Origin of the sequence: Cellulosimicrobium cellulans, from assembly GCF_024124905.1 — a bacterium.
Taxonomy (GTDB): domain Bacteria; phylum Actinomycetota; class Actinomycetes; order Actinomycetales; family Cellulomonadaceae; genus Cellulosimicrobium; species Cellulosimicrobium cellulans_G.
Genome location: NZ_JAMXST010000001.1, coordinates 953,331 through 974,581 on the forward strand (window position 1 = coordinate 953,331; position 21,251 = coordinate 974,581).

Consider the following 21,251-nt stretch of genomic DNA (forward strand, 5'->3'; position numbering starts at 1 on the left):
GAGATCGACCCGTGCGGCCGAGATCGACCCTCCGAGGGTCGATCTGGAGACCGACGGGCCGATCTCGGCCGGTGTCAGTGGTAGCCGTCAGCCTTCGCCGAGGCGCGCGAGGAACAGCGCCTCGCCGACCGCGAGGTTCTCGATCTCGCTCGGCGCGACCGACTCGTTCGGCGCGTGGATGAGGCACGCCGGCTCCTCGACGCCGAGCAGCACGATCTCCGCGTCCGGGTACTGCCCGGCGAGCACGTTGCACAGCGGGATCGAGCCGCCCTGCCCCGCCGTGACCGTCTCGCGCCCGTACGCGTCCGCGAGCGCCCCTGTGAGCGTGTCGAACACGTGCCCGCTCGTGCGGGCCGCGAACGGCTGCCCGACGGCGTCGCGCTCCACGCGGACGCGCACGCCCCAGGGCGCGTGGGCCTCCAGGTGCGCGACGAGCTTGTCCTGGAGGTCCTGGGCGTCGGAGCCCGGCGGGACACGCAGGTTGAGCCGCGCCGAGGCGCGGGGCTGGATCGCCGCGGCCGAGCCGACGACGCTCGGGGCGTCGATCCCGAGGATCGTCACCACGGGCCGTGCCCAGAGCCGGTCGGCGACGCTGCCCGTCCCGACGAGGCCGACGCCGTCGAGCACTCCCGCGTCGTGGCGGAACTGCTCCTCGTCGTACGCGACGCCGTCCCAGGTCCCGTGGGTGACGGCGTCCGGCACGCCGTCGATCGTCGTGTCGCCGTGCTCGTCGCGCAGGCTCGCGAGCACGGCGACGAGCGCGGCGAGGGCGTCGGGCGCGGCCCCGCCGAACATGCCCGAGTGGATCTCGCCCTCGAGCGCCTCGACGTGCACGACGACGTTCGCCGCGCCGCGCAGCGTCACGGTGAGCGTCGGGAGGCCGAGCTCGGCGTTGCCGGTGTCCTGGACGAGCATCGCGTCGGCCGCGAGCGCCCCCGGGTTCGCCTCGACCCACCGGTCGAGGCCGCCGGTCCCCTGCTCCTCCGAGCCCTCGACGACGAGACGGACGCCGACCGGGTAGTCCTCGCCGCCGAGCGCGCGCAGCGCCCGGAGCGCGGTCAGGTGGGTGACGATGTTCCCCTTGCAGTCGGCGGCCCCACGCCCGTAGAGCCGGCCGTCGCGCTCGGTGAGCTCGAACGGCGGGGTCGTCCACGCGGCGTCGTCGAGCGGCGGCTGCACGTCGTAGTGCGCGTAGAGGAGCACCGTGGGCGCGCCGTCGGGGCCGGGGCGGTGCCCGAGCACGACCTGCGACCCGTCGGGCGTGACCTCGAGCCGCGTGTCGATCCCCTCGGCGCGGAACGCGTCGGCGACCCACTGCGCGGCGCGCTCGCACTCGGCACGGGGGTAGAGGCGCTCGTCGGCGACGGACGGGATGGCGACGAGCGTGCGCAGGTCGTCGAGCGCACGGGGCACCAGGCCCTGGACGGCGGCACGCACCTCCTCGACGTGCCCGGTGGCGCCCGGTCGTGCTCCGGTGCTCGGCTGGCTCACGCGTCCTCCTCGGTCGGGGTGGCGTCGGCGCCCTCGGTGGCGTCGCTGCCCGGCTCGGTCGTGCGGCCGGGGTCGAGGTCGAGCGAGTCGACGTACGCGTCGAACGCGTCGAGCTGGTCGGGGCAGTAGACCTCGATGACGAGCCGGTCGCCCGCGAGGCGGCGCTCGTCGAGGACGGACGGCCGCAGCCCCGGCCCGGCCGCCCCGTTCGCGGCGCCGAGGTTCGCCGTCGCCTCGACGAGGGCCGCCGGGTCCGTGCAGAACCCGCCGCCGTCGTCCCCGAGGACGTCGGCGATGGTCTCCTCGCTGAAGGCCGTGATCCCGATCTCGGCGAAGCGGTCGTGCAGCTCGGCGGCCTTCTGCTCGGCCTCGCGTGCGTCGCGGTTGGTGCGCACGTTGTGGAACACGGTCACCATGACCGCGCCGAGCGCGACGAGGAGCAGCGCGACGGCGGTGTACGTGACCCACCGCTTGGACGAGACCGGCTCGGGCTCGTGCTCGGGGACGTGGTCCGGGCGCGTCGTGGTCATGCCGCCTCGCCCTCCCCCGCCTCGTCCGCGGCGGCGATGGCCGCGGCCTCTGGGTCCTTCCAGGACGGCTTGCGCAGCAGGTAGAACAGCGCCGGGACGAGCAGGCCGATGATGCCGAGCCCGCCGCCCACGATGAGCACGTACACCCCGACGTTCCCGCTGGAGAACTGGGCCGGCGGCACGAACCCGATGATCATCGCGGCCACCGACGCGCAGAACCCGACGACGCACAGGAGCGTGAGCACGGGCGCGCGGTAGCCGCGCGGGTGGTCGGGTGCGCGACGACGCAGCCGCACCGCCGCGACGAACAGCAGCAGGTACATGACGAGGTACACCTGCGTCGTGATGACGGACAGGATCCAGTAGGCGCTCGACACGTCCGGGATGAACGCGTAGAGGAGCGCGATCCCCGTCGTGATGAGGCCCTGGGTGACGAGGATGTTCTGCTGCACCCCGTGCTTGTTGAGGCGCTGCAGGAACGGCGGGAGGTAGCCCTCCTCGCGCGCGACCGTGAGCAGGCCCTTGGACGGCCCGGCGAGCCACGTGAGCATGCCGCCGAGCGACGCCGCGATGAGCATGAGGCCGAGGATCGGCGTCAGCCAGCTCACGCCGAAGTTGGCGAAGAACGCGTCGAACGCCTGCATGACGCCCGCCGTGAGGCTGAGCTGGTCGGCCGGGATGACCCAGCTGATCGCCACGGCCGGGAGGATGAAGATGACGAGCACGAGCCCGATCGCGAGGAACATCGACCGCGGGAACTCCGTCGAGGGCTTGCGCAGGCTCGTGACGTGGACCGCGTTCATCTCCATGCCCGCGTAGGACAGGAAGTTGTTGACGATGAGCACGAGGGACGCGAGGCCCGTCCAGGCAGGGAGCAGGTGCTGCGCGTCCATCGGCGCGGCCGACGGGTTGCCCTGCCCGAGGAACACGATGCCGAGCACGACGAGGATCGCGGCCGGGATGAGCGTGCCGATGATGAGTCCCCAGCTCGACAGGCCGGCGACCGTCTTGGTGCCCTGCGAGGAGAGCCACACGCCGGTCCAGAAGAGCACGACGATGACGATCGCCACGTACAGCCCGTTGCTGGCGAGGCTCGGGTTGATGACGTACGCGAACGTGCTCGCGACGTACCCGAGCAGGCTGGGGTAGTAGAAGATCGTCATCGCGAACTGGCACCAGACGGCGAGGAAGCCGAGCGGCTTGGACACGCCGTCCGCGACCCACCGGTACACCCCGCCCGACCAGCCGGAGGCGAGCTCGGCGGACACGAGGGACGTCGGCAGCAGGAACACGAGCGCCGGGACGATGTAGAGGAACACCGCCGCGAGTCCGTAGACCGCCATCGTCGGCGCGGCGCGCAGGCTCGCGACCGACGACGTGATCATGAACGCGAGCGTGAGCCACGTGATGTAGTTCTTCGGCGTCCGTGCCGTGATCGCCGCGCGCACCTCTGCGTGCGTCGGCGCGCCCGTGGACGAGCCCATCCCCACCCCCGAAGCCGTGACCCCGCGGGGCCGACCGGGACGGCGCGCGGACGGCGCGTCGTCGGAACACCGCGAACATATCCCCGGCGGCGAGGTCGCGCCTGCGGAAGCGCAGGTGGGACGGGCGAGGCGCCCCCGAGCAGCAGCCGTGCGGCAGCCGGCCGCCCGCCGGACGGCACGGTGGTACGTTCGCGAGGCGGCCCGACCCGCGCCGGGAGGCCGCGACCTCGACGGACCACCCCGGGAGCAGCGTTGAAGATCCTCGTGCCCAGCACCATCGCCCTCGACGTGCGCGGCGGCCCGGGAGACCAGGTCGTCCGCTACGACGCCGCGGCACCGCTCGGTCCCGAGGACGCCGACGCCGAGGTGCTCGTGGCGTGGGCGAACACCCCCGCGAACCTCGCGGACGCCGCCGCGCGGCTCACGCGACTGCGCTGGGTCCAGACGCTCGCGGCGGGCCCGGACGCGGTGCTGGCCGCGGGGTTCGGCCCGGACGTGACGATCACGTCCGGGCGGTCGCTGCACGACGGTCCCGTCGCTGAGCACGCGCTCGCCCTCGTCCTCGCGGCCGTGCGCCGGCTCGACGTGCTCGGGGCGGCGCAGCGCGACCACCGGTGGGACACCGCCGTGAACCGCGCCCAGGCCGACCCCGCGACGGCCGCGCGGTACACGCTCGACGGCGCGCGCGTGACGATCTGGGGTTTCGGCTCGATCGCGGCGCGGCTCGCCCCGCTGCTCGCCGCGCTGGGCGCCGAGGTGACGGGCGTCGCGAGCCGCCGTGGCGAGCGCCACGGGTTCCCCGTCATGACCGACGACGACCTCCCCGACGTGCTCGCCTCGACCGACGTGCTCGTCTCCCTGCTCCCCGCGCTCGACGCGACCCGGCACGCGTTCGACGCCGCCCGGATCGACCAGCTCCCCGACCACGCGGTCTTCGTCAACGTCGGCCGCGGCGCCACGGTCGACGAGGACGCGCTCGTCACGGCCCTGCGCGACGGCCGCCTCGGCGGTGCCGCGCTCGACGTCACGGAGACCGAGCCCCTGCCGGAGGCGTCACCCCTGTGGGACGCGCCGCGGCTGATCCTCACGCCGCACGTCGCGGGCAACCGCCCCCAGCGCGCGTCGGACCTCGTGAACGCCAACCTCGACGCGCTCCGCGCGGGCCGCGAGCTCCGCAACGTCGTCCCCCGCTGACCCGGCGACGACGGCGAGACGAACCGGAGTGCCGACGCCGGAGCGGGGGCGGGCCGACGACCTACCAGCGGCCGTTGCGGGGGCGCGGCTGGCACCGCGGGCACGTGTACGACGAGCGGTTCATGAACTCGTCTCGGCGCACCGGCGTCCCGCAGCGCGGGCACGGCTCGCCTTCCTGCCCGTACACCGCGAGCGAGCGCGAGAAGTAGCCGGACTGCCCGTTGATGTTGACGTAGAGCGCGTCGAAGCTCGTCCCACCCTGGGCGAGCGCCTCCGTCATCACCTCGGCCGCGGCGTCGAGCAGGCGGTGCGCCTCGGGGCGGCGCAGCGTGTCGGTGGCGCGCGCGTAGTGCAGGCGGGCGCGCCACAGCGCCTCGTCGGCGTAGATGTTGCCGACGCCGGACACGATCGTCTGGTCGAGCAGCGCGCGCTTCACGCCGGTCCGACGGCGGCGGATCGCGTCGACGACGTCGTCGCGCCGCAGGGCGGGGTCGAGGAGGTCGCGGCCGATGTGCGCGACCGGGGCGGGCACCGCGGCGAGGTCGGCCCCGAGCCCGCCGGGCGCGCCGTCGGGCGTGGGCACGAGGTCCTGGACGGACAGGTGCCCGAACGTGCGCTGGTCGACGAAGTCGAGCGCGAGCGCGCCCGCCGGGCCGGCGCCGTCAGGCTCGAGCACGAGACGCACGCGCAGGTGCGGCGACCGCTCCCCGAGGCCCGGCCCCGAGCGCACCAGGAGCTGGCCCGACATCCCGAGGTGGGCCAGCAGCGCGGCCGCGGGGCCGTCGTCGGGCCCACCCGTCGGCCCGCCCGTCGACCCGCCCGGGACGAGCGGGAGCCAGAGGAACTTGCCGCGGCGCACCGCGGCGTCGAGCCGCTGGCCGAGGAGCTGGTCCCGGAAGTCGGCCGGGCCGCCGTCGTGGCGCCGCACGCTGTAGTCGCGCAGCACCTCGACGTCGACGACCCGGGAGCCCAGCACGTGGCGGCCGAGCCCGTCGCGGACGGTCTCGACCTCGGGCAGCTCAGGCACCGGCGTCCTCGGCCGCCTCCACCGTCGTGGCCGCGCGCCCGTCGGACGGCTCCGGCTCCGCGCGCTCGGCCGCCAGTGCGCGGTAAGCGCGTTCGGCGGCCTCCTGCTCGGCGTACTTCTTCGCGGTGCCGCTGCCGGTCCCGTAGAGCCGGCCGTCGAGGTGGACGTACGACGTGAAGACGCGCGCGTGGTCCGGCCCGACGGCGTCGCTCGAGTAGGAGGGGGCGCTGAGCCCTGCGGCGGCGGCGGCCTCCTGGAGCGACGTCTTCCAGTCGAGCCCCGCGCCGAGCCCTGCGGCGGCCGACAGCGTCGGCTCCACGAGACGGAGCACGAGGCCGCGTGCGGGCTCGAGCCCGTGGCTCAGGTAGACCGCGCCGATGATCGCCTCGACCGTGTCCGACAGGATCGAGTCCTTGTCGTTGCCGCGCGTGCGGATCTCGCCCTTGCCGAGCAGCACGTACTGCCCCAGGCCGAGCCGGCGCGCGATCGCGGCGAGCGACTTCTGCGAGACGGTCGCGGCCCGCATCTTGGCGAGCTCGCCCTCGGACAGGTCGGGGTGGCGGCGGTAGAGGGTCTCCGTGACGACGAGGCCCAGGACGGTGTCACCGAGGAACTCGAGACGCTCGTTCGTGGGGATGCCGCCGTTCTCGTGCGCGAACGACCGGTGCGTGAGCGCAAGCACGAGAAGCTCGGGGTCCAGATGGACCCCGAGCTTCTCGAGAAGACCGGATGCCGGTGCAGCCGGTGCCACGCGCCTCAGCCTGCGTGCTCGGTGCGCAGCGCCTCGGCGTACTGGCGGCCCTTGTAGGTACCGCACGTCGGGCACGCCGCGTGCGACAGCTTGTCGCCCTTGCACTGCGGGCAGGTGGTGAGGTTCGCGGCGGTCGTCTTCCACTGCGAACGACGCGCACGGGTGTTGCTGCGCGACATCTTGCGCTTCGGAACAGCCACGGCTAGCTCTCTTTCGTCTCGTCGGACACGTTCGAGGTGTCGAACATGCTCTCCAGCGCCGACCACCGAGGGTCGACAAGTTCGTGGGTGTGGCCCGGGTCGTCCGCCAGGCGCGCACCGCACTCGGAGCACAGCCCCGGGCAGTCCGCTCGGCACACCGGACTGAATGGTAGTGCAGTGACGACCGAATCCCGTAGCGCGGGCTCGATGTCCGCGAGGTCGCCGTCGAGGTCGTACACGTCCTCGGCGTCCTCCAGGTCGTCGCCCGACTCCTCCGCGGCCTTCGCCCGCTCGGGGTAGGCGAAGAGCTCCGCGAACTCGACCGTGACGTCCTCGTGGACGGTGTCGAGGCAGCGCACGCACTCCCCGACCGCGCGGCCCGTCACCGTCCCGGAGACCAGCACGCCCTCCATGACCGCCTCGAGGCGCAGGTCGAGCTCGAGCTCGCTGCCCTCGGGGATGCCGATGACCGCGGTCCCGAGGTCGGCGGGCGCGGGGACGGTCGCGACGACCGTCCGCATGCTCCCGGGTCGCCGACCGAGCTCGTGCGTGTCGAGCACGAGCGGCGACGTCTTCTCGGCGGTGATGGCGCGCTCCAGGATCGCCAGGCCGCGGGCGTGGGGGCCCGCGGACGGATGGTCAACGATGTCGGGGGCCGACGGCCGCTCGAGGCGACTGCCAGGCACAGGCCGACGCGCGACGCGCCGAGCCAAACATCGATCTTACGTCACGCGACGGCCCGACCGCCACCTGCCACGTCCTGTGGGGAGCCCACGACCCGGCCCGCCGCCGAGCAGCCGGTGGTCGTCGGCACCGCAGACGCTCCGCGCCGGCCCGGTGAGGGACTCAGCGGCCGGTGCGCTCGCGCATCGTCGCCGGGAACGGCGACTCCTCCGGCTCGGCGACGCGGTCCCCGAGGCGGTCCGCGAGCTTGGCGCGGCCGCCCTGGACCTGTGCGAGCAGCTTGCCGAGGTCGACCTCGAAGTCCGCGAGCCTGCGGTCGCAGTAGTCGTCGGCGTCGCGTCGGAGCACGGCCGCGGCCTCCTCGGCCTCGTCGACGATCTCCCGGGCCCGTGACTCCGCCTGCACGACGACCTGCTCCGCCTGCACGAGCTCGATCGCGCGCGCCCGCGCCGTCGTGAGGATCTCCTCCGCCTGCCGGTGCGCGTCCTCCAGCACGGCGTCCGCCTGCGCGAGCACCTCGTCCGCGTGCGCGAGCTGCTCCGGCAGCGCGCCGCGCAGCTCGTCCAGGAGCGCGACCGCGTCGCCCTTGTGCACCAGCACCGACGACGACATGGGCATCGCGCGCGCCGTCTCCACGAGGTGCGTCAGGTCGTCGAGGATCGCGTTCAGCCCGACCTGCGCCTCCTCCGTCGCGCGCTCCTCGTGCGTCACCCGCCGGTCCTGCTGCTCGCTCACGTACCCGGTCCTCCCCGTCGTGCTCACCTGCTGCTCCCCTGCACCCGTGCCAGCGCCGCACGGACGGCGTCGCCCACCCCCGGCGGGACGAGGTCGTCCACCGGTCCCCCGTACCGCGCGATGTCCTTCACGAGCGACGACGCGACGTGCTGCAGCGCGGCGTCGCCCGCGACGAACACGGTCTCGACGCCCGCCAGGTGCCGGTTCATGAGCGCCATCGGCAGCTCGGCGTCGAAGTCCGCGCCACCGCGCAGGCCCTTGACCACGGCGACCGCCCCGATCTCGCGGCAGAAGTCCACCAGGAGCCCCGGCACGACCTCGACGCGGACCCCGTCCAGCCCGGCGTCGTCGACGGCCGCGCGGGCGAGCGCGACGCGCTCGTCGACGCTCAGCAGCGCCGACTTCGACGCGTTCCGTGCGACGCCGACGACGACCTCGTCGAAGAGCGCGCGGGCGCGTCGGACGATGTCGAGGTGGCCCAGGGTGATCGGGTCGAACGACCCGGGACAGACGGCTGTGGTCACCTCGTCACGGTAGTACACGGGAGCGCGCGGACCCCGGCGGCACGGCCGGGCGGGCGCGGATCGGCCCCGCGCGCGACGATGGTCGGCGTGACCGCCCCCGAGGAGCCCGCCGTCGTCCCGCTCGCCACGCCCGAGCTCGTCCGCTCGCTCCACCGCGACGTGCTGACGCCGTCGTTCCCGCCCGCCGAGCTCATGGGCGGGGACGAGCTCGTCGACGCCCACGCGACCGGGCGCCTGCGCAGCCTCGGGGTGGTCGAGGACGGGCGCGTCGTCGCCGGCGTCGTCGGCGAGTGGTTCCCCGACGCACGCGTCCTCCTCGTCCTCTACCTCGCGATCGCCCCGGGTCGGCGCGGCGGCGGGGTGGGCGCCCGGCTGGTCGCCGCCGCCCTCGACGACTGGCGCGCGCTCGACCCGCTGCTCGTCGTCGGGGAGGTCGAGCACCCCGCGCACCACGTGGGCAGCGAGGCGCACGGCGACCCGGTCGCGCGGCTGCGGTTCTACGCACGGCTCGGCGCGCGCGTCCTCGCCCTCCCCTACTTCCAGCCCGGCGACGGCCCCGGCGGCGAGCGCGTCCCGGCGCTCCTGCTCGTGTCGTTCCCGCTCGGCCAGGGCACCGCCGACGACGTCCCGGCAGCCCCGCTGCGTGCCTTCCTCGCGGAGAACCTCCGCGGGAGCGAGGGCACGCTCGCCGACGACACCGCGACCCGCCGCCTGCTCGACGCCGCGAGCGGCGACCGCGTCGCGCTCGTCGACCCGGCCGACCCCACCGCCCTCGCGACCGCCCCGGTCGGCCTCCTCGCCCCCTCCGAGACCCACGCCCCACCCCGCTGACCCCCCGCCTCGCCACCGACCAGGCCCTCCCGACACGTCGAGCAGGTGGTTCCGGCGCGTCCGGGTCGCAGGACGCGCCAGAACCACCCGCTCGGCGGTCAGGGGTGGGCTACGGGAGGGCGGGGCCGACGAAGTAGACCGTCGTCTCGCCGTAGTCCTTGCGCGCGACGAGCTCCCAGCCTGTCGGCCAGGCCGGTTCCGGGGTCCGGGTGGAGCGCTCGACGACGACGACGGCGGCCGGGTCGAGGACGCCGGGCGCGGCGAGGTGGGCGAGGACGCGCTCCAGCGCCTCGGCGGTGACGTCGTACGGCGGGTCGACGAGCACGAGGTGGTACGGGCCGTGGCCCGCCCGAACGGAGGCCGGCGTTCCGTCCGCCCCGCCGGCCGGGCGCTGCGCCGCGGCGGCCGCCACGCCGGCGACGAACGCCTCGGCCGGCTGGGCGACGACCCGCACGTCGCGGAGGCCCAGGGCGGCGACGTTGCGTCGGGCGACGTCGGCGGCGACCCGGGCGGAGTCGACGAGCGTCACGTCGGCGGCGCCCCGGCTCGCGGCCTCCAGACCGAGCGCGCCCGAGCCGGCGTAGAGGTCGAGGACGTGCGCGTCGTCGACCACGCCCAGGTGCTCGAGGCGCGAGAAGATCGCCTCGCGGACGCGCTCGCTCGTCGGCCGCGTCCCGCGCGGCGGGACCTGCAGCGTGCGTCCCCCTACCGTCCCCGCCACGATCCTCGTCACGCGCCCAGCCTAGAGCCTGTCGAACGACGGCCCTGGGCCGAGACGGCGTAGCCGGGCCCGGTCCGGGACAGGGCGCGAGCGTGCGCGCACCCTCGCGACGCCTGCGGCCTCGACGACCGGGGGACGACGGGGACGGTGGACCACGACCGCCTCACGCCCGCTCGAGGAACTCCTCGCGCTCCGGGTCGAGCTGGTCGCGGATCGCGTCGGCGAGCGCCGGGTGGCCGGTCAGGTCCGGATCCTCCGCCACGACGGCGGCGGCGTCGGCGCGCGCGGTCGCGATGACGTCCGCGTCCTTGACGACGCGCAGGAGCCGCAGAGAGCTCGCGCGCCCCGACTGCGCGGCCCCGAGGACGTCGCCCTCGCTGCGCAGCTCGAGGTCGACGGTCGCGAGCTCGAACCCGTCGGTGGTGCGCGCGAGGGTCTCGACGCGGGTCGCAGCAGGCGTGCCGGGCTGCGCGGTCGACACGAGCAGGCACAGCCCCGCCGCGGACCCGCGCCCGACGCGCCCGCGGAGCTGGTGGAGCTGGGAGATGCCGAACCGGTCGGCGTCGAGCACGACCATCGCCGTCGCCTCGGGGACGTCGACCCCGACCTCGACGACGGTCGTCGAGACGAGCACCTGGACCGCACCGGACGCGAAGTCGGCCATCACGGCGTCCTTGTCCGCCGGGGGCATCTGCCCGTGCAGCACCCCGACCTCGAGCCCCGCGAGGCGCGGGTGCGCGCGCAGCTCCTCGGCGACCTCGAGCACCGCCCGCAGGGGCGCGCGGTCCGAGGCGTCCGGGGCGTCGGGGTCGAGGAGGAAGTCGGGCACCTCGTCGAAGTCGTCGGTCCGCTTCGACGGCGCGTCGGCGTCCGGCTCGTCCGGGTGGATGCGCGCGCACACCACGTACGCGCGGTGCCCGGCGTCGACCTCCTCGCGCACGCGCGCCCACGTGCGCTCCATCCACGCCTCGTTGCCGGCGGGCACGACGTGGGTCGTGATGCCGGCGCGCCCGGCCGGGATCTCGGTGAGCGACGAGGTCTCGAGGTCGCCGAACACGGTCATCGCGACCGTGCGCGGGATGGGGGTCGCCGTCATCACGAGCAGGTGCGGGCTCGTACGGGCCTTGGCCCGCAGCGCGTCGCGCTGCTCGACGCCGAACCGGTGCTGCTCGTCCACGACGACGAGGCCGAGGTCGGCGAACTGCACGTTCTCCGACAGCAGGGCGTGGGTGCCGACGACGATCCCGGCGGCGCCGCTCGCGGCGTCGAGCAGCGCCTCCTTGCGCGCCGCCGCGCCGAGCGACCCCGTGAGCAACGCCACTCGCGTCCCGTGCTCGGCGCCCCCGAGGAAGCCGCCCTCCGCGAGCGGCCCGAGCAGCGCGCGCAGGGTGCGCGCGTGCTGGGCGGCGAGCACCTCGGTCGGGGCGAGGAGCGCCGCCTGCCCGCCGGCGTCGATTACCTGGAGCATGGCGCGCAGCGCGACGACCGTCTTGCCGGAGCCCACCTCGCCCTGCAGGAGACGCTGCATCGGGCGCGGGAGCGCAAGGTCGGCCGCGATCTCCTCCCCGACCTCGCGCTGACCCGTCGTCAGCGTGAACGGGAGGGCGTCGTCGAAGTCGGCGAGGATGCTCGGCTCCCCCGGGCCACGGAGGGGTCGCGCCGTCGCGGGCTCGGCCGCGGCGCGGGCCCGGCGCTGGGCGAGCGCCGCCTGGAGGACGAACGCCTCCTCGTACCGCAGCCGGTCGCGCCCGCGCCGCCACTGCTTCTCGTCGTAGGGCTCGTGCACGTCGCGCAGCGCCTCGAGCCGCGTCCCGAGCCCGTGCCGCTCGCGCACGGCGTCCGGGAGCGGGTCCGGGACGTCGTCCTCGCGCAGCGGGTCGAGCACGGTGCGCACCGCAGGCTGGATCTTCCAGCTCGGGATGCTCGCGCTCGCGGGGTAGATCGGGATGGGCCGGCTCGCCTCGAGCACGGCGCTCTCCGCGTCCTCGGCGTCGTCGTCGACCCCGATGATCTTGTAGTCGGGGTGCGTGAGCTGCCGCGTGCCGCGGTACAGCCCGACGACGCCGGTGAAGAGCCCGTGCCGCCCCGGCGCCAGCCGTTGCTCGTGGTAGCGCAGGACGTTCGGGCTCTTGGCGAAGAACGTGAGCGAGAGCTGCTGCGGGCCGTCGGTCACGACCGCCTCGAGGATCGCGCCCGCGCGGTTGCGCATGCGCCGGACGGTCGCGCTGCGGACCTGCGCGACGATCGTCACGTGCTCGCCGAGGGCGAGGCCGCCGAGGTCGGTGAGGCGCCCCGGGTCGCCGTACCGCCGCGGGTAGTGCCGCAGGAGGTCCCCGACGGTCTCGAGGCCCAGCTTCGCGAGCGGACCCGCGCTGCGCGTGCCGACCGCGCGGGTCAGCGGCTCGGCCAGGCGGTCGCTCATCGCTCGTCTCCCCGGATGTCGACGTCCACGGCCCCCGGCCCCTCGGCGGCGAGCGTGACGGCACCGCCGTCGCGGCCCGAGCGCAGGAGCACGACCTCGGCGCCGTCCCCGGTCGCGCGCGCCGCGAGCGCGTCGAGGGCCGCGTCCGGCACGTCGTCGTCGGCGAGCACCGTGACGAGCGTGCCGGCGCGCACACGGAGGGGTTCGAGCCCGTCCGCGAGCCGTCGCGCCAGCTCGGGCACCGGCACGCCCGGGGCGTCGAGCCGAGCCCACCGGGCGGCGGCGAGCGCCGACCGTGCCGCCTCGAGCCGCTGCGCCGCACCGGGCTCCACGAGCTGTGCGGCGGCGAGCGCCACGGCGACGTGCAGGTCGGTCACGGCGGGCAGCACCTCGAGCGTCTCGACCCCGTCCTCGCGCAGGGTCGCGCGCAAGGTCGCGGCGTCGTCCTCCGGCAGGTCCACGCCGGGCAGGAGCGCGACGTGCGACGCGCGGGAGTCGACCGCGACGCGGTGCAGGGCGGTCAGGTCGACGGGACCGGGAGCCTCCCGCAGCAGCACGACGGCGCCTGCGCGGGCGAGGTCCGCGACGAGACCGGGCGCCGTGGTCACGGCGACCAGACCCGGGCCGTCCGCCGCCACGGTCGCGGCGTCGTGCGCCCCGCCGGCAGCGGTGTCCAGGGCGTGGCCCTCCTCGTGGGGCCCCGGGAAGTGCCGGACCCGCACCTGGCGCAGCGCGGCGTCGTCTCCCCCCGTGGTCGACGCGGCCTTCTCGCCGACGCCCCGCGCGGACCGCAGGCCCGCGACCGCGGCACGTCCGACGGCGACCGCGGCCATCGGGTCGTCGGTGTGGACGTGCGCCTGCCAGAGCCCCGAGCCGTGGTCACCCGGCCCGCCCACCACGACGACGGAGTCGCCGATCCGCGCGAGCTCGGCACGGAGCGGCTCGGCGGGGTCCTCGACGGGCGTGCCGGCCGGGTCCACCGCTCCACCCGCGGGGACGTCGACCACGAACATCACCTCGAACGCACCCCCCTCGTGGACGTCCTGCGGACCGGCACCTGCCTCCCGGGGCGAGCCCGCCACCGGAACCATGCCGGCCATCATGCCGAGCACCTCCGACACACCCGCCACTGCCGGCCCCGCGGCGTCGCGTGCGGGGGCCGGTGCCGAGGCGGCCTCCACGGGGTCGACCGCCGGGACGGCACCCGTGCCTCGCGCGTCGAGCGCCGCGACGAGCGCGCCGAGGACCAGCACCAGGCCGAGGGCTCCGGCGTCGAGGACCTGCGCCCGCGCGAGCACGTCGAGCTCGCCGGTGCTGCGCAGCGCCGCGGCGCGCGCCCCGTCCCGGGCCGCGGCCGCGACGACCGCGGGCGAGGAGGCGCCGGGCCCGTCCGCCGCGGTCGCGGCCGCGCGCGCCGCGGCGTCGGCGGCCGTGAGGATCGTGCCGGGTGCGGGGCGGGCCACCGCGCCGCGGGCGGTGCGGGCGGCGCGGTCCAGGCCCCCCGCGAGCGCGGCACCGGTCACGGTCCGGTGCTCGGCGAGCGCGAGGGCGAGCCCGCGGAGGTACTCGCTGAGGATGACGCCCGAGTTGCCGCGCGCCCCGACGAGCGCACCGCGGGCCAGGCGCACGAGCAGGTCGCCGGCGCCGCCCGCGGCCCCCGTCTCCCCGCCTCCCGCCGGGTCGCCGCCGGGCAGCGCGCGGACCGCGTCCAGGAGCGTGAGGTACATGTTGGTGCCCGTGTCCGCGTCCGCGACCGGGAAGACGTTCACGCGGTCGAGCGACTCGCGCGCGTCGGCGAGCGCACGGACGCCACCGTGGCCCCACGCGACGACGACGGCGGCGTCGACCACGTCGGCTCCGGGGCTCACGTCGGACCGGCTCCTCGCGCTCGGGGGACGACCGCGCCGGGTGGCCGGACGGTCGGACGGCACCGCGGGCCGTCGGGACCACGGTAGTCAACCGCGCGCGCCGTGGGGGCGCCCGCCGGGCCACCTCCGGGCGCGCGCGGGTGTGACGAGCGCCCGGTTTGAGCTCGGGCCATCGGATCGGCTACCCTGACGAGGTTGCCCGGGTGCTTCGCGCGCCCTCGACACCGTCGAGGAGCCGCCGAGGAACACCGGGCGAGACACCCTACAGACCATTCAGGACGTCGCCGCTGCGTGCGCGACGTGCACGACGATCAGGAGAAACCGTGGCTGCCAACTGCGACGTCTGCGGCAAGGGCCCGGGCTTCGGGCACAGCATCTCGCACTCCCACATCCGGACGAAGCGCCGCTGGAACCCGAACATCCAGCGCGTGCGCGCCGTGGTCGCGGGGACGCCCAAGCGCCTCAACGTGTGCACCTCCTGCCTCAAGGCCGGGAAGGTCACCCGCCCCGCCTGAGCGTCGCGAGACTCTGTGACGAGAGCGTCTGCCGGTTCCCGGCAGGCGCTCTCGTCGTCTCTGCGGCACGACCGGCCCCGCGACCACGGGCGACGACCCCCGGAGATGCGGAGATCTCCTGAAGATCGGGACAAACCGGTTTGGCGGATCCGGGCCGCGGTGGCAGTCTTTGTGCATGGTGACGGAACTGAGCGAGGTAACCATCCGCCCGGCCGCTCCCGCGGACGCGAGCGCCATCGCGGCCGTGCACATCGCGTCCTGGAGGGGCGCGTACGCGGGCATCGTCCCCGACGAGTACCTGGCCTCGCTCGACCACGACCAGCGCGAGCAGCACTGGGTCCAGAGCCTCGCCACCGCGGGCGCCCGCACGTGGCTCGCCGACGCGGACGGCCGCACGATCGGCTTCGCGACGCTCGGCCCGAGCCGTGACGAGGACGCCGAGCCCGGTGACCTCGAGATCTACGCCATCTATCTCGACCCGGAGTCCTGGGGCCGCGGCGTCGCGCGCGACCTCATGCGCACCATGCTCGGCGAGGTGCGTCCCGGCACGACGGTCACGCTCTGGGTCCTCGAGGACGCGGAGCGCGCGCGCCGCTTCTACCGTCGCCACGGCTTCGTGCCGGACGGCGTCGAGCGACGGGACGACATCGGCGGCAAGGACCTGACCGCCGTCCGCTACCGCCGGGGCTGACCGCCGCGCTCAGGCGCGGAAGTGGTCCCACCCCGTCGCGCGGTGCGCCACGCGGCCGTCGACCCGGACGCCGGGATCGTCGCACCACGCACGTCGGACCGTGCCGATCGCCCGGAACCCGTCGGGCAGGTCGGCGTCGGCGGGGAACGTCGCGAGCAGCGCGTGGTCCTCGCCTCCCGACAGCACCCAGCCCTCGGCGCGGTCGCCGGCGTCCGTCGCGGCGTCGCCGTCCCCGCTCGTGCCGTCGAGCACGACCGCCGCCGCGCGCAGGCGGTCGCGGTCCGCGCCCAGCGCGGCGAGCTCGAGGTCCACGACGACGCCGCTCGCCCGCGCCATCCGGCCCGCGTCACGCAGCAGCCCGTCGGACACGTCCATCATCGCGGTCGCGCCGGCGTCGGCGGCCGCAGGCCCCGCGGCGAGCGGCGGGTCGGGGCGCAGGTGCGCGACGACGAGCGCGTCGTCGAGGTCCGCCCGGTCGGCGTCGAGCAGCGCGAGCCCCGCCGCGGACCGGCCGAGGCCCCCCGCGAGCGCCACGACGTCGCCCGGCCGTGCGCCGGAGCGCAGCACGGGCTCGCGGCCCTCGAGGTCGCCGTGGACGGTGACCGCGACGACGACCTGGTCTCCTCCCGAGAGGTCCCCGCCGACGACCGCGGCGCCGAGGGGCGTGCACGCGTCGGCGAGCCCGCGCGCGAGGCCCGTGACCCAGTCGACGGGCAGGTCGCCCGGCATGACGAGCGAGACGACGAGCGCCGCGGGGCGCGCACCCATGGACACGACGTCGGCGAGGTTCTGCACCGCGGCCCGCCACCCGACGTCGTACCCGGACGACCAGCGCCGACGGAAGTGCCGGTCCTCGACGAGGACGTCGGTCGACACGACGTAGCGGCCGTCGGGCGCCGCGACGACGGCGCAGTCGTCCCCCGGACCGACGAGGGTGGTCGGCGCGGTGGGCAGCAGAGGGAAGATCCGGGCGAGGAGCGCCTCCTCGGGCACGTCGCGGACCAGCAGGGGCGTCTCGCTCACGCCGCCACCCTAGTCGCCGCCCGGGCGGTCACGGGCACCCTCCTCGGGCCGCTACGGTGGTCGCGTGCTCGACGCCGTCCCTCCCGCCTCGCCGTCCACCCACCCCGGTGCGCCCCTGCCCCGCCGCTCGCACCCCCTCGTCCGAGCCCTCGCGGTGCCGGCGCTCCTCGGCGTCGTCGCGGCGACCGCCGCGTGCGCGCCGCGCATCGGCGTCCCGGTCGCGGACGACGCCCAGAACCCGCTGTGCGCGGACGTCGTGCTCGCGCTGCCGGACACCCTGGGCGAGGACCTGGCGAAGGTCGGGACGACGAGCCAGGCCACCGCGGCCTGGGGCGAGCCGGGCGCCGCGGTGACGCTGCGGTGCGGCGTCGAGGTGCCCGGCCCGACGACGACCACGTGCCAGAGCGTCGAGTCCGCCGGCGGCACCGTGGACTGGCTCGTCGTCGAGGACCAGGGCACGTGGACGTTCACGACCTACGGCCGCGACCCCGCGGTGCAGGTCGTCGTGCCGCCGGCCGTGACCGAGAGCCACTCCACGTCGTTCATCGCCGACCTGGGGCGCGCGGTCATGGAGGTCCCGCAGACGCGCGCGTGCGTCGGCGCGGGCGACCTGGGCTGAACCCGCCCGGGTCGGCGCACGGGGTCAGCGCAGGCCGGTGGGCCGCTCGAGCGCGAGCGCGACGAGCTCGTCGATGAGCTCGGGGTAGCTGAGCCCCGACTTCTCCCACATGCGGGGGTACATCGAGAACGGCGTGAAGCCGGGCATGGTGTTGATCTCGTTGACGACGACCTGCTCGTCGGGCGTGACGAACACGTCGACGCGCGAGAGGCCCTCCGCACCGACCGCCTCGAACGTGCGGACCGCGATCTCGCGCACGCGCTCCACGAGGTGCTCGGGGAGGTCGGCGGGGCACGACAGCTCGACCCCGGCCTCGTCGAGGTACTTGGCCTCGAAGTCGTAGAAGTCGTGCGCCTCGCCCGTGACGACGATCTCGCCGGGCAGCGACGCGCGCGGGCGCGCGCCACCGCGCCCGCCGAGGACGGCGCACTCGATCTCGCGACCGACGACGCCCGCCTCGACGATCACCTTGGGGTCGTGCTCCTGCGCGGCGGCGATCGCGGCGGGCAGGTCCGCGAGGTCGTCGACCTTGGAGATGCCGAGGCTCGACCCGGCGCGCGCGGGCTTGACGAACACCGGCAGGCCGAGGGCCGCCACGGTCTGCGTCCACGCCTCGGGGTCGCGCTCGAACGCGCCCGGGCGGATCACGGTGTACGGGGAGACAGGCAGCCCCTCGCCCGCGAGCACGAGCTTCATGAAGTGCTTGTCCATGCCGACGGCGGACGCGAGCACGCCCGCGCCGACGTAGCGGACGTCGGCGAGCTCGAGCATGCCCTGGAGCGTGCCGTCCTCGCCGTAGGGGCCGTGCAGCAGCGGGAAGACGACGTCCACCTCGCCGAGCACGCGCGGGACGTCGCCCGGGGTGAGGACGCGCAGCTCCCGGCGCCCGGTCGACAGCGGCAGGATGACCTCCTCGCCGGTCGGCTCCACCTGCGGCAGGCGCCCCTCCGTGATCTCCCAGCGCGCGGGCTCGTCGGCCGCGAGGACCCACTCGCCCGTCGGCGTGATCCCGACGGGGACCACGTCGTAGCGCGAGCGGTCGATCGCGCGCAGGACGCCGGCGGCGGTCGCGGCGGAGATGGCGTGCTCACCCGAGCGGCCCCCGAACAGCACGAGGACGCGGGGCTTGCGGGGCGCGCCGGTGGGGTGCTCGTCGGTGGACGGCACGGACCGGTCGGGGCTCTGGCTGGACATCGCGGACGACCCTACCGGACGCCTGCTCGCGCGCCCGACGCGCGCAGGTCCGTCGCCCCGGGAACGATCCGGGGGCGTCCCGCGTTGGGGTTGCCGTGGAAGACACGACTCTCGAGGCCCCCGCGGCCGACGACCCCGACCATAGTCCCGGCCGCACCGGCCCCGGCAGCGAGCGGACGCGCGAACGCGTCCCCGACGACCGGAGGGCGGTGCGGGCACGATGACGACCTTCCTCTCCCTCCTGCTCGGGCTCCTCGTGGTTCTCGCGATCACGGCGGCGACGGCGTACTTCGTCGCCCAGGAGTTCGCCTACATGACCGTCGACCGCTCCCGCCTGGGAGCCAAGGCGGAGGCCGGCGACGAGTCGGCCCGGCGCGCGCTCGCCGTCACGAGGCGCACGTCCTTCGTCCTGTCCGGGGCCCAGCTCGGGATCACCGTGACGGGCCTGCTCGTCGGCTACGTGGCCGAGCCGCTCATCGGCGAGTCGCTGGGCACGATGCTCGGCGGCGTGGGAGTACCCACGGGCGTCGGCGTGGCGGTGGGCACCGTGCTCGCCCTCGTGCTCTCGACGATCGTCCAGATGCTCTTCGGCGAGCTGTTCCCCAAGAACCTCGCCATCGCGCGGCCCGAGCCGCTCGCGAAGGGCCTGGCCCGCTCCACGACCGCCTATCTCACGGTGTTCGGCTGGCTCATCGCGGTGTTCGACAAGGCGTCCAACGCCCTGCTGCGCCTCCTGAAGATCGAGCCCGTGCACGACGTCGACAACACCGCGACCGCGCGCGACCTCGAGCACATCGTGGCCGACTCGCGCGAGAGCGGGGACCTGCCCGACGAGCTCTCCGTGCTGCTCGACCGCATCCTCGACTTCCCCCAGCGGGACGTCGAGCACGCGATGATCCCGCGCTCGCGCGTCGGGACGGTCCGCCCCGACGCGACCGTCGCCGAGGTCCGCGAGCTCATGGCCCGCGCCCACACCCGCTACCCCGTGGTCGACGAGACGGACCAGCCGCTCGGCGTCGTCCAGCTCGCCGACGTCCTGGCGACCGACCTGCCCGACGGCGCGCCCGTCACCGCGCTCATGCGCCCGGCCGTCGTGCTGCCCACGCTCATGACGCTGCCCGACGCGCTCGCGCAGCTCAACGCCACGCGCAACCAGCTCGCGTGCGTCATCGACGAGTACGGCGGGTTCACCGGCGTGCTCACGGTCGAGGACCTCGCCGAGGAGCTCGTGGGCGAGATCACCGACGAGCACGACCCGGAGCAGCCCGTCACGGTCACGGCCGAGGACGACGGCGTGTGGGTCATGGGCGGCGACGTCCACGTCGACGAGGCGGAGCGCGCGATCGGGCAGGACCTGCCGCGCGGCGACCACGAGACGGTCTCCGGGCTCCTCATCGCCCAGCACGGCGCCCTGCCGCGCGCGGGCGACACGATCGAGGTCCCGCTGCCGGACGACCCGGCCGACCTCGTCCACGACGTGCCCGTGCACCGCGCGCTCGTCGTCGACGTCCTGTCGGTCGAGCGGCACGTGCCGCGCCTCGTGCGGGTCCGGCTCGTGGAGCAGCGGGGCGACGCCCCCGCCGCCGACGAGACGGGCGAGAGCGCCCGACCGACCACACGCCCGGCGACCGCTGCGGAGGAGTCCCGATGAGCAACCCCTGGGTCGTCGTCGCGGCGACCGTCGCGATCATCGCGCTCAGCGCGTTCTTCGTCGCCGTGGAGTTCGCGCTCCTCGGCGCCAAGCGGCACCGCCTCGAGGACGCCGCCCCGACCAGCCGGGCGGCGCGCGCCGCGCTGCGCAGCTCGAACGAGCTCACGCTCCTCATGGCCGGCGCGCAGCTCGGCATCACGGCGTGCACGCTCGCGCTCGGCGCCATCACCAAGCCGGCCGTCCACCACTGGCTCACGCCCGTCTTCGAGGCGTGGGGCGCGCCCCTGTGGGCCGCGGACGTCGCGGGCTTCGTGCTCGCCCTGATCGTCGTGACGTTCCTCCACCTCGTCATCGGCGAGATGGCGCCGAAGTCGTGGGCGATCGCCCACCCGGAGCGCTCGGCCACCCTGCTGGCGCTCCCGATGCGCGGGTTCATGTGGGCGTTCCGCCCGCTCCTGCGCTGGCTCAACGCGCTCGCGAACCGCTGCGTGCGGGCCGTCGGCGTCGAGCCGGTCGAGCACGTCGAGGGCGGCGGTCAGGACCCCGCGACCCTGCGCCACCTCGTCGAGCACTCGGCGAACGTCGGCGCGCTCGAGGCGTCGTACCGCGTCCAGATCTCCGGTGTCATCGAGCTGGAGACCCTCACTGTCGACGCTCTCGTGCCCGCGGAGGGCCGACCCACGTCGGTCCCGGCGACCGCCACGGCCGCGGACGTGCGCGCCGCGTCCGCCCGGTCGGGCCACCTGCGCATCCTCGTCGAGAACGGGAGCGTCGTACCGAAGGTGGTGCACGTGCGCGACACGCTGCTGGAGCCCGACGACCGGCCCGCCGGGGAGCTCGCGCGCCCCGGGTTCGTCCTCGCGTCCGGGACGACCGCGCACGCCGCGCTCGCGCGCATGCGCGAGTCGAGCGAGCAGCTCGCGGTCGTCATGGACGGCGAGCGGTTCGTCGGGGTCGTGACGCTCGCCGACGTGCTGCGCCGGATCCTGCCGACCCCGGAGGATCCGGTGCCCGCGCTCGTCGGCTGACCGGCCCGGCGTACGGTGGAGGGGCCTCGGCGACGCGCGTCGCCGGGGCCCCTCGCCGTCCGCCCCGA

Annotated in this window: 21 protein-coding genes; 7 read left to right on the forward strand and 14 right to left on the reverse strand. The window is 75.4% G+C overall.

Going from position 1 to position 21,251, the window contains the following annotated elements:
• Window positions 1–87: 87 nt before the first annotated feature.
• From NHH00_RS04355 to NHH00_RS04365, 3 genes are read right to left on the reverse strand one after another with little or no spacing between them, the layout of a single operon-like run.
• Window positions 88–1,491, reverse strand: a complete 1,404-nt coding sequence (locus tag NHH00_RS04355) for a dipeptidase (protein ID WP_253050457.1) — start codon at window positions 1,489–1,491, stop codon at window positions 88–90.
• Entirely contained in the window at window positions 1,488–2,021 is a 534-nt protein-coding gene (locus NHH00_RS04360) for a hypothetical protein (protein WP_253050459.1), read from the reverse strand. Before NHH00_RS04360 ends, NHH00_RS04355 begins: the two co-directional genes overlap by 4 nt.
• A complete protein-coding gene (locus NHH00_RS04365; RefSeq protein WP_253050461.1) occupies window positions 2,018–3,505 on the reverse strand; it encodes an APC family permease in 1,488 nt (495 codons plus the stop codon). The genes NHH00_RS04360 and NHH00_RS04365 overlap by 4 nt, the downstream gene beginning before the upstream one ends.
• A gap of 252 nt (window positions 3,506–3,757) precedes the next feature.
• Here NHH00_RS04365 and NHH00_RS04370 point away from each other — a divergent pair, with 252 nt between their 5' ends.
• Complete coding sequence (locus NHH00_RS04370) at window positions 3,758–4,699, forward strand: NAD(P)-dependent oxidoreductase (RefSeq protein WP_253050463.1); 942 nt, start codon at window positions 3,758–3,760, stop codon at window positions 4,697–4,699.
• Window positions 4,700–4,760: 61 nt separating this feature from the next.
• Here NHH00_RS04370 and mutM read toward each other — a convergent pair whose 3' ends face one another.
• The 6 genes from mutM to coaD form a co-directional block, all read right to left on the reverse strand.
• Window positions 4,761–5,726 carry a bifunctional DNA-formamidopyrimidine glycosylase/DNA-(apurinic or apyrimidinic site) lyase gene (gene mutM, locus NHH00_RS04375; RefSeq protein ID WP_253050465.1) on the reverse strand — a complete coding sequence of 322 codons (966 nt, stop codon included), beginning with the start codon at window positions 5,724–5,726 and terminating at the stop codon, window positions 4,761–4,763.
• Complete coding sequence (gene rnc, locus NHH00_RS04380; protein WP_253050467.1) at window positions 5,719–6,477, reverse strand: ribonuclease III; 759 nt, start codon at window positions 6,475–6,477, stop codon at window positions 5,719–5,721. The genes mutM and rnc overlap by 8 nt, the downstream gene beginning before the upstream one ends.
• A gap of 5 nt (window positions 6,478–6,482) precedes the next feature.
• Complete coding sequence (gene rpmF / locus NHH00_RS04385) at window positions 6,483–6,677, reverse strand: 50S ribosomal protein L32 (RefSeq protein ID WP_021482203.1); 195 nt, start codon at window positions 6,675–6,677, stop codon at window positions 6,483–6,485.
• 2 nt (window positions 6,678–6,679) lie between these two features.
• The gene (locus tag NHH00_RS04390; protein WP_374614248.1) at window positions 6,680–7,198 is read right to left on the reverse strand and encodes a YceD family protein; all 519 of its coding nucleotides are present in this window, start codon (window positions 7,196–7,198) and stop codon (window positions 6,680–6,682) included.
• Between the two features lie 325 nt (window positions 7,199–7,523).
• Window positions 7,524–8,096 (reverse strand): hypothetical protein, encoded by a 573-nt coding sequence (locus NHH00_RS04395; protein WP_308202259.1) that lies wholly within the window; start codon window positions 8,094–8,096, stop codon window positions 7,524–7,526.
• A 23-nt stretch (window positions 8,097–8,119) separates the two neighbouring features.
• Entirely contained in the window at window positions 8,120–8,620 is a 501-nt protein-coding gene (gene coaD / locus NHH00_RS04400; RefSeq protein ID WP_253050469.1) for a pantetheine-phosphate adenylyltransferase, read from the reverse strand.
• A gap of 87 nt (window positions 8,621–8,707) precedes the next feature.
• Between coaD and NHH00_RS04405 the strand changes: the two genes are divergently transcribed.
• The gene (locus NHH00_RS04405) at window positions 8,708–9,451 is read left to right on the forward strand and encodes a GNAT family N-acetyltransferase (protein WP_253050471.1); all 744 of its coding nucleotides are present in this window, start codon (window positions 8,708–8,710) and stop codon (window positions 9,449–9,451) included.
• A 109-nt stretch (window positions 9,452–9,560) separates the two neighbouring features.
• Here NHH00_RS04405 and rsmD read toward each other — a convergent pair whose 3' ends face one another.
• The 3 genes from rsmD to NHH00_RS20955 all read right to left on the reverse strand — a co-directional run bounded on the left by rsmD (window position 9,561) and on the right by NHH00_RS20955 (window position 14,462).
• Window positions 9,561–10,184, reverse strand: a complete 624-nt coding sequence (gene rsmD, locus NHH00_RS04410; protein ID WP_253050473.1) for a 16S rRNA (guanine(966)-N(2))-methyltransferase RsmD — start codon at window positions 10,182–10,184, stop codon at window positions 9,561–9,563.
• Window positions 10,185–10,335: 151 nt separating this feature from the next.
• Complete coding sequence (locus NHH00_RS04415) at window positions 10,336–12,594, reverse strand: ATP-dependent DNA helicase RecG (protein ID WP_253050475.1); 2,259 nt, start codon at window positions 12,592–12,594, stop codon at window positions 10,336–10,338.
• A complete protein-coding gene (locus NHH00_RS20955) occupies window positions 12,591–14,462 on the reverse strand; it encodes a DAK2 domain-containing protein (RefSeq protein ID WP_253050477.1) in 1,872 nt (623 codons plus the stop codon). Before NHH00_RS20955 ends, NHH00_RS04415 begins: the two co-directional genes overlap by 4 nt.
• A gap of 323 nt (window positions 14,463–14,785) precedes the next feature.
• Here NHH00_RS20955 and rpmB point away from each other — a divergent pair, with 323 nt between their 5' ends.
• Complete coding sequence (gene rpmB, locus NHH00_RS04425) at window positions 14,786–14,977, forward strand: 50S ribosomal protein L28 (protein WP_024840757.1); 192 nt, start codon at window positions 14,786–14,788, stop codon at window positions 14,975–14,977.
• Window positions 14,978–15,152: 175 nt separating this feature from the next.
• Entirely contained in the window at window positions 15,153–15,668 is a 516-nt protein-coding gene (locus NHH00_RS04430; protein WP_253050479.1) for a GNAT family N-acetyltransferase, read from the forward strand.
• 9 nt (window positions 15,669–15,677) lie between these two features.
• Here the strand turns inward: NHH00_RS04430 and NHH00_RS04435 are convergent, their stop codons facing one another.
• Complete coding sequence (locus NHH00_RS04435; RefSeq protein ID WP_253050481.1) at window positions 15,678–16,691, reverse strand: thiamine-phosphate kinase; 1,014 nt, start codon at window positions 16,689–16,691, stop codon at window positions 15,678–15,680.
• A 64-nt stretch (window positions 16,692–16,755) separates the two neighbouring features.
• On the opposite strand from NHH00_RS04435, the gene NHH00_RS04440 reads away from it, so the two are divergent.
• Window positions 16,756–17,310, forward strand: coding sequence for a DUF3515 family protein (locus NHH00_RS04440; protein ID WP_253050483.1), 555 nt, complete (start codon window positions 16,756–16,758; stop codon window positions 17,308–17,310).
• A gap of 24 nt (window positions 17,311–17,334) precedes the next feature.
• Here NHH00_RS04440 and NHH00_RS04445 read toward each other — a convergent pair whose 3' ends face one another.
• Window positions 17,335–18,504 (reverse strand): D-alanine--D-alanine ligase family protein, encoded by a 1,170-nt coding sequence (locus NHH00_RS04445; protein WP_047232575.1) that lies wholly within the window; start codon window positions 18,502–18,504, stop codon window positions 17,335–17,337.
• 220 nt (window positions 18,505–18,724) lie between these two features.
• Between NHH00_RS04445 and NHH00_RS04450 the strand changes: the two genes are divergently transcribed.
• Both NHH00_RS04450 and NHH00_RS04455 read left to right on the forward strand, forming a co-directional pair.
• Complete coding sequence (locus NHH00_RS04450; RefSeq protein WP_253050485.1) at window positions 18,725–20,155, forward strand: hemolysin family protein; 1,431 nt, start codon at window positions 18,725–18,727, stop codon at window positions 20,153–20,155.
• Window positions 20,152–21,183, forward strand: coding sequence for a hemolysin family protein (locus NHH00_RS04455; RefSeq protein ID WP_253050487.1), 1,032 nt, complete (start codon window positions 20,152–20,154; stop codon window positions 21,181–21,183). The genes NHH00_RS04450 and NHH00_RS04455 overlap by 4 nt, the downstream gene beginning before the upstream one ends.
• Window positions 21,184–21,251: the final 68 nt, after the last annotated feature.